Raw genomic sequence first — 13,502 nt, forward strand, 5'->3', positions numbered from 1 at the left:
AGTAAGATGCTAAATACTTCAAGTTTAGATTCTTGGTTAATTTGCCCTAAATCTAATCCAGATGCCCAAGTCCGGTTATTTTGTTTTCCCTACGCTGGTGGTAGTGCTAATATATTTCGTCGCTGGTCAAATTATCTGCCTGCCATCATAGAAGTCTGGGCGATTGAGCTTCCTGGTAGAGGAATGCAAATAAAATTACCTCCATTCACTAAATTAGATCCTCTAGTTACAGAATTAGCTAATGTTCTTAAACCAAAGTTAGACAAACCATTTGTCTTTTTTGGTCACAGTATGGGTGGACTTGTGAGTTTTGAACTTGCTCTTCTACTCCGCAAACAATATGGTCTAAACCCCAGTCATTTGTTTGTATCAGCTCACCGCGCACCCCAACTTGTGAATCCAAAACCACCGATTCATAACTTACCAGAAGCAGAGTTTATGGCAGAATTGCGGCGTCTGAATGGTACTCCGCAAGCTTTACTTGAAAATGAAGAACTAATGCAATTATTCCTTCCGATCTTACGTGCAGATTTTGCAGTACTAGAAACTTATATTTACACTCAACAAGCACCATTATATTGTCCTATTACTGCTTTTGGTGGTTTGGAAGATCAAGAAGTTAGCTATGATGAAATTCAAGCATGGCAGGAGCAAACAAGCGCTTCTTTTGCGTTACATATGCTCCCTGGGGATCACTTTTTTTTACATTTATTTTATTCATCTATGCTAGAGATTATATCTCAGCAAATAATTGTTTAAATTCCTGATCATAACTTTCGTGTTTTATAAAACAAGAATGAAAAATTAACTAAGCTTAGCTGTGTGAAATAACAAATAAATGTTATAAAAATAAGTAGTTGGTTTGTATTAATTTGTAGTGTTTTTAAACGCAAAGGATCGCAAAGGAGAACGCAAAGGAACGCAGAGTTTAGCTACAGGAATTTCGCTATGAATTTATGCAATTTTGTACTAATTAATAGACTTACCTACAAGTAGACTGCGCTCCACAGTGGGACGGGTGTAGGAGTATAGGAGTAGCCCCAAAATGACTAAAATGAAGCTATGGGGTTCGCCTATACCTCTATTTGTTGACGCAAACTATGTCAAATTATCAGTTATTTATTTACCAAGGGAATTTTTGTCGGTTTGACTACTAACTGTAACATCGTCAAGCGTGAAAAGATCCTGAAACTGATTAAGGTTGAAGTAACCTTCCGGGTTAACGCTCAAAGATGTTCCTGATCCTTTTGGCTCTGACTTTATGTATTCCTGGAAAAGATTAGAACCTGAAAGTTTGGATTGACTCAAAATTGTTCTGAGGTCTACCCCGTTTTTTGGGGAATCAAAATTTTGAGTTGTATTTCCCTTTGCTGGCATGAATTGGTTGAGCAATTCATTGCTGTCTGTTACAGGTGTTGGTTGATTGTGACTGTAATTACCAGTCAAGACATCCTTAGCTTTATAACCAACTAACTGATGATTGTTATTGCTTCCGTTTAATACATCGCTACTTTCAACATTGTTGGTGGTGTTGTTTTGGGTATTGCTATTTTGCTGATCCGGCGCCGAGTATGTGACACCCATCACTAAAGTATCTTCTGGAGTGGACTGGGGAGATGGAGTAACAACCACTTCAAATGCCCCAATATCAGGTTTACTATCTCGTTCGCTCCCTAGTTGGTCAGTGGTGGGTACACCACTAACTGTGACACCTGTGTTAATGGCAGGACTGCCTGGTAAAAGGGGGTGTATGAGAAACCCTCCAATATTTTCTAGGGGTCCAAGAAGAGGATCAACAACTTGGCTACCTGCAACAACTTTATTACCCATCTCTGGCCCTGGATATTCTATATTGCCGCCGCCATCTTTTAGTTGATATCCAACCTGTTTTTGTGAAAAGTCGCTAGCGGTGTTGTAGGCAACAATCGAGTTGGTGAGGGTGACTGGCTGTTTCGGACTGTAAAACCAAAATGCCCCATTTGCCCGTCCGGCTTCGTTATTGACGATGGTGGAATTTACGATGTTAATGGGGACGGATTCGTCAGTGCCAAGGAACATTGCTCCGCCTGCATCTTCTGTTGCTTTATTTCCAGAAAAGGTAGAGTTGGTAATGTTGGCTGGCATAGAACCATCTAGCCATAAACCTCCACCCTGCTTTGCAGCTTTATTGTTGGCAACGGTGACGTTATTCATTGTGAGGTCGCCGTGAATTCGCAGTCCACCTCCACGACCTATGCCGTTATCATTAAAATCTGCTGTGTTACCAACAATGCTGCTGTTTTCGATAATCATTTTGTCTGGACCGTAACCCCAGGAAAAAATTCCAGCACCCTCTCCTTTGGTGTAATTGTTTTCAAACTGACAACCACGGATTGCTATTGTGCCTCCGACAGTAGAACCGGGACCTGTTGAGTTTCCTCCATCGCAGAAGAATCCACCACCACCAACGTCACCTATTGCACTATTGTTAAGAAAAACTGAGTTTTCTACGGTTGCTTCACCTAACAGGTTGTAGATTGCTCCACCATTAACACCTTTGTTGTTGGTGAATTCGCAGTCTTTAACAACAAGCACACCGGAACCATAAGTACCGATCGCTCCACCGCTAAATCCAGAATCTCCTAGAGTGCCATCGTTGCTGTCAAAATTGCTGCCTAGTACCGTTGCTTTACTACCGTAACCAACATAGATGGCTCCGTTTTGCCAAGCACTATTGTTGTTAAAGTTACAATTTTCTACCTGAAGGTTGCTGTAGTCCCAAGCTGCGATCGCACCACCTCTTCCATCTTTTCCAGTCACCATACCGTTGGTGAGCGTCAGATTCTTAACTGTAGCATTGACATAACTGCTTACAGAAAATACTCGTGTAGCATTATTGCCGCTAATCGTTAAATTTTCTGCCCCTGCACCATCGATAGTGATGTCTTTGGTAATGGCAAGTTCTCCACTAGTAAGAGTGATAGTCTTGTTGGCAAGGCTAGAATCAAACTGGATTGTGTCTCCTGCTTGGACAGAGTCGAGCGCTGCTCGTAAAGAACCTTTTCCACTGTCTGCGGTGTTGGTAACTTTAATGATTGCCATGCTTTGAATTCCCTTAGAAATGTAGTGTTTTGAGACCGACAGTTTTGAACAGAATCACCTCATTCGTGATTCAGAAAGCGATCGCGTCATCGTTTGAGACGATGGGAATCACAGACAGCACCCTATTACTGTTACGTGGAAGTCAAAAGTCAAAAATCTTAAGTATTCTATATCTTTGACTTATTTTTTAGTTTTTGTGTTGATTTCCGACGTAATCTACTAGTTTTCTTTTTCACGTGTATTTTTGGTAAACAGGATTTCCTCGTTTAACTAGTAATTAAAATCTGAATACACCAGAACACATGAAAAATAGCATTTTCACACCCTTGTATCTCTTTTTGTCAAGTACAAAATCTAACATTTGTGGTGAAAAAGATAATTTTTGACCACTGAAACTGGGTCTAAGGTTATGTAGATAGACGTTTTTGGTAATTGATAATTATTCTTTCCCATTACCAATTATCAATTTTCACAGATTATGATCATACCAAATAGGCACAGGGAGTCTTGCTTCAAGATTCTGGAATAGCCTATTAATCAATGGTTTTAATCCAAAATCTAAAATTGGTATAAGTTCTCAAACAGATATGATATTATCTCTATCTTGTATTATTAATTCCAGTTTATATTTTGGAAAGCACCCTGAGAAAATTTAAGTACTCGAACAATCGAGTTTTTTATATTAACAATGCTTCAGTTCTACACCACAATTACTATTGTGTTCAAGTCAAGTTTCAGCTTCTGCTACAGATTTTTGTGAGTGTTCTGAGCGCATCCAATGTGTAGGAATATCTAAATAATCTGGTAAAACAGTTGTGCGATCGCCCAATGCAAACCTTATTTGATGTGATTGTAAGTTTTTAACTCCTGTCAGAATTGCTCCCGACAATTTCACATCACACAAATTTGTGCCAAATAAGTCTACTCCCATCAGATTCGCACCGCAGAGATTAGCTTCATGGAACATAGCTTTTTGCAGGTTGGTTCCCATCATATTAGCTCCATAGAGGTTGGCTTCTCTCAGACTAGCTTCAGCCAAGTTGGCAAAAAACATCTCTGTGTGTTCTAGTTTGGCTGCATTCAAATTTGCTTGTTGCAAATTTGCTCCATTGAGATTAGCCTGTTTGAGATTAGCGCCAATTAATCCTGTTTCCTGCAAGTTAGCTTTACCGAGCTTTGCACCCTGTAAGTTAGCAAGAAATAACTTGGCTTTAGAGAGGTTTGCAACTTTGAGGTTGCAAGATTGCAAATTAGCTTTATACAGATTAGCTTCGCAGAAGTTAGCTGCACGCAGGCTTGCTCCAGACAAGTTTGCAGATCGCAAGTTAGCTCCACTCAAGTTGGCTCGATTTAAGTTTGCCCCATAGAGATTAGCTTCTTGGAGATTGCATGATTGCAAATTGGCTTCATACAAAGTCGTACTACAAAGCTTTGCACCTTCGAGATTTGCTGCAAATAAGTTAGCTTTCTGGAGGTTGGCTTTTGTCAGGTTTGCTCCTCGCAAATCTAGGCGTTGCAAGTTGGCATTCGATAGGTCTACTCGTCTAATATCAGTATTCCTTAAGTCGAGTTGCTGATTTTCCTGGTCTTGTTCCCAGTTGCGTCTACCAATTACAGTGAGGGCTGTTTGTAAATCTGTGGACACTTTGGTAATTTTGCCTAGTTCTTCCACTGAATTTTCTTGTTCTGGCTTAATACCACTGTTTTCTCGCACAAATGCACTTAGGATTTCCATAATTGTCCAGTACTGTTTTGGTGATTCCTGGGCAATTTTTTCTAGGGCATAAATTGCCCCTATCCGCGTTGCTACGTGTTCATGCCCCAACTGGGTAATTGCTGCTGTCAAGCGCTCTGTAATTAATCGTTCTTGGGCTAGTTGTAGATTTTGAATGCCTATTTCATTACTTTTTTCAGCTGCGATCGCACTTTTTTGTAATGCTTTGGTACGCTTGGCTGCATAATAAGCATTAATTATCACTGCTAACCCTACAAATAAAGTCGCTGTTGTGTTTAGTGCTTGATTTCTGCTAACTATTTTTTGTTCATTTGATAATCCCTCAACTTGTGAAGCTGCAAAGAATATCACATATGGTGATAGGCTAAATAAGATTGTGATCGCTATCAGCCAACTTTTGAATGCGTCTGTCTTCCTGCCAGACATATGGATAGTAATCCTCACTACACAGAATTATTACGGACAATTATTGAAAAAAAAGAGTATATCATTTGTCAAGAAATTTCAATATCTATCATAAGATGCAATCTCAAGGTTAATCATTCGTTTGTGATTGATTATTGATTATTAATTGTTATATCAATGTGTCACAATCTAGCTATACATCTTGCTCCATTCCTGCTACCGGGAGGACTTCAATAGGTAGAAGTTTTAGTCTTGTAATCACAAAGTGAAAAGATTGTACTGATTACCAATTTCCCATTATCAGGTGATGTGCCGTTTTATCCATCACTTTTAAAAATGAGGTTTTCACGTTACCCAACTTTGATAATTACGTGGTGAAAGAAAAATTTTCTGACTACAATAATTGACCAAAATATAACCATTAATTACCAAATATCGCCTGTCAACAACTTTATGTATGAAGCAAAATATACAGCCTGTTACTAAAGATTTAGTATTAATTGGTGGTGGTCATAGCCATGCAATAGCTCTCTTCATGTTAGGAATGAAACCTTTTAATGGAATCCGATTAACTTTAATAACTGATAGAGTTGATACACCTTATTCTGGGATGTTACCAGGACATATTGCCGGATTTTACAGCCATGAGCAATGTCATATTGATTTGCGACTACTCACAAATTTTGCCAAAGCGCAATTGTATATTGACCAAGTAGTTGGTCTTGACCTAGAAAATAAAAAAGTGATTTGTGCCGACCGTCCAGAAGTAGGATTTGATCTATTGTCAATAGATATCGGTAGCACACCAGCCACAATTTCTGTACCAGGTGCAGCAGAATATGCTATTGGGGCAAAACCAGTGTCTAATCTTCTAAAACACTGGTATCAGCTACTAGAAGATATAGCTGACAATCCGCAAAAGCCGTTGAGTATTGGGATTGTAGGAGGAGGGGCTGGTGGCGTGGAATTAGCGTTATCAATGCAAGCTCATTTGTATCAGGTGTCGAAATTATATCCCCTCACATTTTTCTCGAAAAGAGAAGTTATCGACCATAATACCCTAAAACAGGAAGTTTTGAAAATTCATTTATTTCACCGGGATGCAGAACTAATGCCTAATTCTCATTGGTCTGTACAGCGTACAGTCAAGCAGCTTTTGATCAAACGGGGTATACATCTGCATTTAGGTGAAAATGTATGTAAAGTCGAACCAGGTAAAGTTAGATGTGAATCTGGGTTGACGGTGGAGTGCGATCGCATTTTTTGGGTGACACAAGCCTCTGCACCGCAATGGTTAAAGGCTGCTGGGTTAGTAACTGATGAGCAAGGCTTTATTTTGGTAAATGATACGTTGCAATCTTTGTCTCATGCTTACGTATTTGCTGCGGGAGATATTGCCACGATGGTCAATCACCCACGTCCGAAAGCAGGAGTGTTTGCAGTGCGGCAAGGCAAACCTTTGTTTGAGAACTTGCGGCGATTTCTACTAGGAAAACCTCTCAAACCTTATATCCCACAGAAACAATATCTAAGTTTAATCGGTACAGGGGATGGTAGAGCGATCGCTACCCGTGGCCCCTTGACTTTACCTCCTCATCGCTTACTGTGGCAGTGGAAAGACTGGATTGATCGCCGCTTTATGGAAAGGTTTAGTAAGAGATTGGAGCGACGATGGGGAACTCGGGGCCCCCACTCCCCCAAGGAAGTGAGGATAAGGGGCAATGGGGATAAGGGACGATGGGGTGATGGCGAGAGGATAGGAATTATCAAATCCAAAATCCAAAATCCAAAATCCAAAATCCAAAATCCTGTGATGCGCTGTGCTGGCTGTGGTTCTAAAGTGGGTGGTACTATTTTGGATAAAGTCCTCCATCGTATTAAATTAGAACAACCTCTTGGGGAAGATAGAAAAGATATCATCATTGGTTTGGACGCACCCGATGACGCGGCTGTGATGCAAGTGCCAGCTAATCGATTATTGGTGCAGACGATAGATTTTTTTCCTAGTTTGATTAATGATCCCTATATTTTTGGCCAAATCAGCGCCAATCATTGCTTGAGTGATATTTTTGCAATGGGGGCAACTCCGCAAAGTGCCTTGGCGTTAGCTACTATTCCTTATGCTGCGCCAGCCAAAGTCGAAGAAACTCTGTATCAGCTTTTATCTGGTGCGCTAAAAGTGCTAAATCAAGCACAAGCACCTTTGATTGGTGGACACACAACTGAAGGGACAGAACTAGGATTTGGCTTAAGTTGTAATGGTTTAGCTGAATCAGATAAGTTACTGCGTAAAGGTGGAATGCAACCAGGACAAGTATTGATTTTAACTAAAGCTGTGGGAACTGGAACTTTATTCGCTGCTGATATGCGTTACCAAGCTAAAGGCCGCTGGATTGAGGATGCGGTAAAGTCGATGTTGTTGTCCAATCAAGCTGCGGCTAAATGTTTATTACAGCATGGGGCTACGGCTTGTACAGATGTAACAGGCTTTGGCTTGCTGGGACATTTGATGGAGATGGTGCAAGCTTCTAAAGTGGCGGTAGAGTTAGAACTAGAGGCTATCCCAGTTTTGACCGGTGCAGGGGAAACTGTACAAACAGGAATTTTTAGCTCTCTACATCCAGAGAATTTAAGTAATGCACGTTATATTCTTAACTTGAACCTTGGGGAAAATCACCGTAATTATCCTTTGTTGTTCGACCCACAAACATCTGGTGGTCTTTTAGCTTCGATCTCCATAGAAAAAGCTGACAGATGCTTAGCTGCACTCAAAGGTTTAGGTTATCAACAAAGTAGTATCATCGGTGGAGTCACAGAGCAAGTGGAGGGTAAACAGCCAGTAAGTCTACATAGCTAATCAAACACGAATTTTTTCGGTTTCCTTCTTGCTTGTTTCTTCGTTATTGTTAATGAGAGTAAATTAATAAAGGTAGAGTCTGTCTCTTGTTTTTGATGGATTGTAAGTAATATTTATGACAGAAACTCTGTTTCATGCTTATACGCCCCTGATTTTATGGACAAGTCTGGGGCTATTTATATGTAGATTTTTACCACAATGGCTGCCTCGAATTTTAGGTCGGGGTCTTTACTGGATTGGTGTGCCACTAGAACTGTTTGCCTTGGCTCGTCAAAGCCAATTAGGTAATTTTAATCATGAGATAGGCTTGCCCTTAATAGTACCAATCATTACAGTCGGAACATTACTTTTGGGCTTAATGGTGGTGTTGCCGATTTTATGGAAATTTAAAGAGTATTCTCATACTTATGCGAGTTTTATACTTGCTGCTGTCTTGGGAAATACTGGTTTTGTCGGTTTAGCGATCGCCCCATTTTTAATTAATTCTGAGGTTTTGGGCTGGGCTGTACTTTACAGTATTACTCACAATGTCATTGGTCCCTACGGTTTTGGAGTTGTGGTTGCTAGTTACTTTAGTCAATCAAAAGTTGCTAATTCCTGGTGGATGCAACTGCGTGAGGTGCTGACAGTACCTTGTTTGTGGGCTTTTATGGTTGGTAGTCTCACTCAAAAAGTCCAGTTTCCAAAAATTATTGAATTAGGATTGCAAGGGTCTATCAGTATTGTCATTGCCTGTGCCTTCTTGCTTACTGGTATTCGTTTAGCACAATTACAGGGATGGAAAAGTATAAAACCTGCTTTTGTTCCCGCTATTATCAAAGTATGCATTATCCCCCTACTTGTTGGCGTTGTAACCACATGGCTACTGGGATTATCAGGCGATCGCCGTTTAGCAATGGTCTTGATGTCTGGTATGCCCTCGGCTTTTGCTGGTCTAATTTTGGCAGAGGAATATAATCTTGATCGCGATTTAATCGCCAGTAGTATTATCATCTCCACAGTGTTGCTACTTTTAATGTTGCCTTTATGGATGTTGGTATTCGGGTAAACAAGGCAGTCCCAATGAAAAAGTCTCACCATCAAGCATGAAAAAACCTCACCTCGTCCTATCGGACACCCCTCTTTGCGGGTTCACCAGAGGGGATTGGGGGTGAGGTTACTTTCAAGTCAGCTAATCACACCAAGTTTTGGCACAATCAAATATGAAAACTCTTACCCCTTGTGCCATCTGCCTTATTTTCAAGCTAGAGGTAGGGAAGTGGCTCATCTTTAATAAACTCAACAAAAAATTAACTAGAAAAGCTAATTATCAATATTTCATAACAATAAGCTAATGTTTTTGCTGACATAGGATGAACTTATCACCTGTTTGTCATGAAAGCTTGACTTAATTCTTTTTCTTTTGGTGAACATGTCATAAAATAATGACATAAAGATCCCCAAATACCTAAAAAATTCGTGGAAACATTAAAAACAAGCATGACAACCTCTTGATCCCAGGGGGAGGTAAACAGTTAGTATTTTTTAACATAAAGACTCCTCAACTCCCAAAATAAAAAATGCTGATTTTGGCATAACAGGAAATTGAAAGGGAGTGACCCGCAATATAAAAAAACACTAAAAACCTAACTGATTTAGGCAAAACAGGAGTCGAGAAGCAAAAGTTAATTTGGGGTGGATGGGCTTGAATCATCCATTCATAAATAAGGGTACATTATTAACCTTTCAAACGACTGGAGGCCAAAATTCATGGCAAAAGAAAGACCACCGCTAGAAGAGATGACATTGCGGCAGCTACGCAAAGTAGCAAGCGTTTATGGTGTCTCTCGATATAGCCGAATGCGTAAATCGCAGCTGTTGGCAGCGATACAAGAAATCGAGCGCAGCAAAGTATCCCCCAGCCAATCTTTCTCATTGGAGGCACAGGAAACCGTGGAAGCAGCAAAATTTGAATTGGGTCAAGAAGATCGCACTGGTGGCACTCTAGTTGATGTAGACGAAGAAATTGGCGACTTACCAGATGGTTATGGTGAAAGCCGCATTGTTCTGATGCCTCGAGATCCCCAGTGGGCTTACGCTTATTGGGATGTTCCTAACGAGCATAAAGAAGAATTGCGACGCCAAGGCGGACAACAACTGGCGCTGCGTATTTATGATGTTACCGACATCAGCTTGGAGTACCAAAGTCCCCACAGCATTCAGGAGTATCCCTGCGATGAACTGGCACGGGAATGGTATTTGCCAGTTCCAGTGAGCGATCGCGATTATGTTATCGATATCGGCTACCGTTGTCCAGATGGTCGCTGGTTAGTCTTGGCTCGTTCTGCTCCTGTCCACGTTCCTCCTGTCTATCCATCAGACTGGATTGAAGATGTCTTCATCACAGTCAACTTTGAAGAAGATTTGCGTAGCAAGACTTTCTACGAGTTGGTTCCTCCTGCCAAAAAAGCTGCTGCTGCCGCAAATGGCAATCCTATTTACGACCAAATTTTTGGCATGGCAGAATCTGTCGAAGCACAACGAGTTGCTGGTTCTCTATTCGGTTCCATGCAACACGTTCCTGGTTCAGTAACTCCAGAACAGGCGATCAGTTCCTACGTTTTCCCCTCTGGTGTAGGTATGTGGGCAGTTCCAACTGTATCTGGTTTAACAATGTCTGGTGTGGGTATGTCAGGTGTCGGCTTCTCTGCTTCCGCCGTACCTATGCGTCCACGCAAGTTCTGGTTAATTGCGGATGCTGAGTTAATTGTCTACGGTGCTACTGAACCTGATGCAACTGTTACCATTGGCGGTCGTCCAATCAAGCTAAATCCAGATGGTACATTCCGCTTCCAAATGTCCTTCCAAGATGGCTTGATTGACTACCCAATCATGGCTGTTGCAGCTGATGGTGAGCAAACCCGCTCAATTCATATGAAGTTTAATCGTGAAACCCCATCACGCAATACCAACACTAAGGAAGAAGCGGTTTTAGAATGGCTCGGTTAATTTAAGGTTAGCCACAATCAAATATTAGCTTTACTCCTGTTACAGCATAGCTGTGACAGGTTTTTTGATGTTGGATGATGTGAGGCGAAGGCAATTATAAAGTCCTACTAAAGTTCTGTTACAGTTTGAAGACTCAAACAACTCGGTAATTATTTCTGTTTAATTTCTAATTCTACCAAACTTGCTGTATAATTGACGCAATATTTTAAGTAATATAGGTGAATTGTAAAAAACACTTTTCGTCCTAAGTATTAAATCATTCATTAATGAAAAATCTGGTTTACTTCGATAGAATTGCACGCCTTTATAAGTTTTATACGTAATGTAATCTTTTGTTATAAAAAGATTACCAAATTGATAGTTAGAGGGAATATAGTGTGCTGTTAAAGACTTTCTTGAAAAGCGAGAACTAATAGTCGGTAAAGAACCATGAATAGTTTTAGAATTAAAAAATAGAACATCTCCCTTCTTTAAGTCAGGAGCTACAATATCTTGTTGATGCATACTTACATATTCATTAATTCGTTTTAGCCACTCGCTTACAGATATATTTGGTTTGTCACTACGAAAATCAAGGTTTTTATTTGTTTTTGGTAGTATATAGAAACGACCAGCGTTTTCGTTGATATCTTCTAAGGCTATCCAAATACCTATTAAATATCCATTGGGTACAGTGTCTAAATACCAGCAATCTTGATGTGGTTGTGTTTCTGTGTTTGCGTCAAACAACATCGTTTGCATTAAATTAAAGGACTCATATCCCGTTGTCTGTCTTAATGCATCTTGAATTTTTTCACTACAAAATATTTCTTTTGCAGCATCACTAAATTTCGGATATTTCTCATAATCATGAATATCTAAAAAAGACTGTGTAGCATAACCAAACTCATTCAAATGAGTAAGTTCATATTTACCAGTATTCTGCCTAAAAAATGGATATTTTGATATCAAAATTTGTTGAGCATACAAATCAAGTAAATTATTAATTAACTCGAAAGGTATTAAATTACGAAAAATAACATAACCATTTTCTTCATAGTATGATTGGCATAGTCGAGTCTGCATTTAAAATTTCTCCTAAAAAGGTCTAGTAGCATACACCCTCTTGCCAAAAAACGCTTAGGAAAAATTTAGTAATATATACTTTTTTCCGTTATCTATTCATACTGGCATGGCATACTTAAAATAATGCATAAAATAAAGCTCTTGTTATGTAGGTATCTTGCCCCACAGCAAGGACAAGATATCCATTCTTCAAGAAAATTTTCTTGCTTCAATTTAAGATTGCCACACTAATACAAGTGCATAGTTGTTATTTTTATACTTTGTAATTATGCCTGTGCATTTCTATCTTTGGGAATATAAACACTCTTACTTAAGTATTAATATTAGTTACGAAACATAATCTTATGACGAATCCAGCCGTAAGACCACTCACTAGTCCTTGGGTTCACCCAAAATATATTTGAGAAGTGATCGCTCAAGTACTAGACTTGTCTGTGGAAGTAGTCGAACAAGCAGCACAACAATCCAGTAAATAAGTTCTAAGTTTTCTTACCGTCGCTTCTTCCCTTTCTGCCAACTTTGACTACTGGGTTTTTTGCTAAATTCTCCTTTGGGAAATAGCCTTTGTTCTAACTCTTCATAGCTACCTTCAAAATCACAATGACCGTAAAGAGGACATTGGCGACAATAAACACCTTCTGTATAGCGTTCCAAGTTTTCGCGATTGAAGTAATACGGTTTATGGCTGAAGGTGCTGGCTACCCATTGCCATGACATATTATTACTAGCCGGGTCGCCATCTAAAAGATGTTCAAGAAACCATTTAGCTCCAGCTTGCCATTGGATACGCCGCCAATGAATAATATAAGCTGCCATCCACATGCGGGCATGATTGTGAAGATAGCCTGTTGCTCGTAGTTCTTTGCTGAAACTATCGATACATACTCTGCCTGTTGTAGCTTGTCTGATATCTTCTGGTAATTTCGGCGCGTATTCACTCTGGCGATAGCCTGTTTTATATTCTTCTTGGTCTTGCCAGATGTTATTGCCCAGCTTGACATACAACCGTTGCCAATAGTCACGCCAACCTAATTCGTTAATTAGTTTAGTGACTTCATCTTGGTTTTGTACACGGTCAAGCACGTAATCTCGAATTTCGCGTAAACTGAGAACGCCATACCGAATGTAGGGAGAAAGCCGAGTGACTGCACCCGTAAAGAAATTACGTGTTTTTGCGTATTTAGCTGGGTCTACTTTTTGCAGTATATTCTGAGCTGTTTTGCGTCCACCAATTGTTTGACTGATATGATCATCACGTCCTGCGGCTTGAGGAAATTGTTCGCGTAGGTAAGCTACTAACTCATCACGGTTGGCAAATTCGCGTTGCATGTCTTGAGTCATGGCACAACAACAGAAGTTAGACAATCATTA

8 protein-coding genes are annotated in these 13,502 nt (G+C 40.0%); 4 read left to right on the forward strand and 4 right to left on the reverse strand.

Features of this window, described 5'->3' with window-relative positions; genetic code table 11:
- Nucleotides 1-6: 6 nt before the first annotated feature.
- Entirely contained in the window at nucleotides 7-759 is a 753-nt protein-coding gene (locus RS893_RS06240; RefSeq protein WP_315790360.1) for a thioesterase II family protein, read from the forward strand.
- A 360-nt stretch (nucleotides 760-1,119) separates the two neighbouring features.
- Here the strand turns inward: RS893_RS06240 and RS893_RS06245 are convergent, their stop codons facing one another.
- Complete coding sequence (locus tag RS893_RS06245) at nucleotides 1,120-3,081, reverse strand: right-handed parallel beta-helix repeat-containing protein (protein WP_315790361.1); 1,962 nt, start codon at nucleotides 3,079-3,081, stop codon at nucleotides 1,120-1,122.
- 727 nt (nucleotides 3,082-3,808) lie between these two features.
- The gene (locus RS893_RS06250; RefSeq protein WP_315790362.1) at nucleotides 3,809-5,242 is read right to left on the reverse strand and encodes a pentapeptide repeat-containing protein; all 1,434 of its coding nucleotides are present in this window, start codon (nucleotides 5,240-5,242) and stop codon (nucleotides 3,809-3,811) included.
- Nucleotides 5,243-5,678: 436 nt separating this feature from the next.
- On the opposite strand from RS893_RS06250, the gene selD reads away from it, so the two are divergent.
- The 3 genes from selD to RS893_RS06265 all read left to right on the forward strand — a co-directional run bounded on the left by selD (nucleotide 5,679) and on the right by RS893_RS06265 (nucleotide 11,066).
- On the forward strand, nucleotides 5,679-8,078 hold the full coding sequence (selD, locus tag RS893_RS06255; RefSeq protein WP_315790363.1) for a selenide, water dikinase SelD: 2,400 nt from the start codon (nucleotides 5,679-5,681) through the stop codon (nucleotides 8,076-8,078).
- A 115-nt stretch (nucleotides 8,079-8,193) separates the two neighbouring features.
- Complete coding sequence (locus tag RS893_RS06260) at nucleotides 8,194-9,126, forward strand: AEC family transporter (RefSeq protein WP_315790364.1); 933 nt, start codon at nucleotides 8,194-8,196, stop codon at nucleotides 9,124-9,126.
- A gap of 701 nt (nucleotides 9,127-9,827) precedes the next feature.
- A complete protein-coding gene (locus RS893_RS06265; RefSeq protein WP_315790365.1) occupies nucleotides 9,828-11,066 on the forward strand; it encodes a DUF4912 domain-containing protein in 1,239 nt (412 codons plus the stop codon).
- A gap of 159 nt (nucleotides 11,067-11,225) precedes the next feature.
- Here the strand turns inward: RS893_RS06265 and RS893_RS06270 are convergent, their stop codons facing one another.
- Together RS893_RS06270 and RS893_RS06275 are read right to left on the reverse strand one after the other, a co-directional pair.
- Nucleotides 11,226-12,131: a phytanoyl-CoA dioxygenase family protein gene (locus tag RS893_RS06270; RefSeq protein ID WP_315790366.1), complete on the reverse strand. Its 906-nt coding sequence runs from the start codon at nucleotides 12,129-12,131 to the stop codon at nucleotides 11,226-11,228.
- A 489-nt stretch (nucleotides 12,132-12,620) separates the two neighbouring features.
- Nucleotides 12,621-13,472, reverse strand: a complete 852-nt coding sequence (locus RS893_RS06275; protein WP_315790367.1) for an FAD-binding domain-containing protein — start codon at nucleotides 13,470-13,472, stop codon at nucleotides 12,621-12,623.
- Nucleotides 13,473-13,502 lie beyond the last annotated feature (30 nt).

This window comes from Fischerella sp. JS2, from assembly GCF_032393985.1.
Taxonomy (GTDB): domain Bacteria; phylum Cyanobacteriota; class Cyanobacteriia; order Cyanobacteriales; family Nostocaceae; genus Fischerella.

Bases quoted from the DNA above. Each gene is read 5' to 3' on its own strand.
- RS893_RS06240 (WP_315790360.1), top strand. From the start codon at position 7: ATGCTAAATACTTCAAGTTTAGATTCTTGGTTAATTTGCCCTAAATCT.
- RS893_RS06245 (WP_315790361.1), bottom strand. From the start codon at position 3,081: ATGGCAATCATTAAAGTTACCAACACCGCAGACAGTGGAAAAGGTTCT.
- RS893_RS06250 (WP_315790362.1), bottom strand. From the start codon at position 5,242: ATGTCTGGCAGGAAGACAGACGCATTCAAAAGTTGGCTGATAGCGATC.
- selD (WP_315790363.1), top strand. From the start codon at position 5,679: ATGAAGCAAAATATACAGCCTGTTACTAAAGATTTAGTATTAATTGGT.
- RS893_RS06260 (WP_315790364.1), top strand. From the start codon at position 8,194: ATGACAGAAACTCTGTTTCATGCTTATACGCCCCTGATTTTATGGACA.
- RS893_RS06265 (WP_315790365.1), top strand. From the start codon at position 9,828: ATGGCAAAAGAAAGACCACCGCTAGAAGAGATGACATTGCGGCAGCTA.
- RS893_RS06270 (WP_315790366.1), bottom strand. From the start codon at position 12,131: ATGCAGACTCGACTATGCCAATCATACTATGAAGAAAATGGTTATGTT.
- RS893_RS06275 (WP_315790367.1), bottom strand. From the start codon at position 13,472: ATGACTCAAGACATGCAACGCGAATTTGCCAACCGTGATGAGTTAGTA.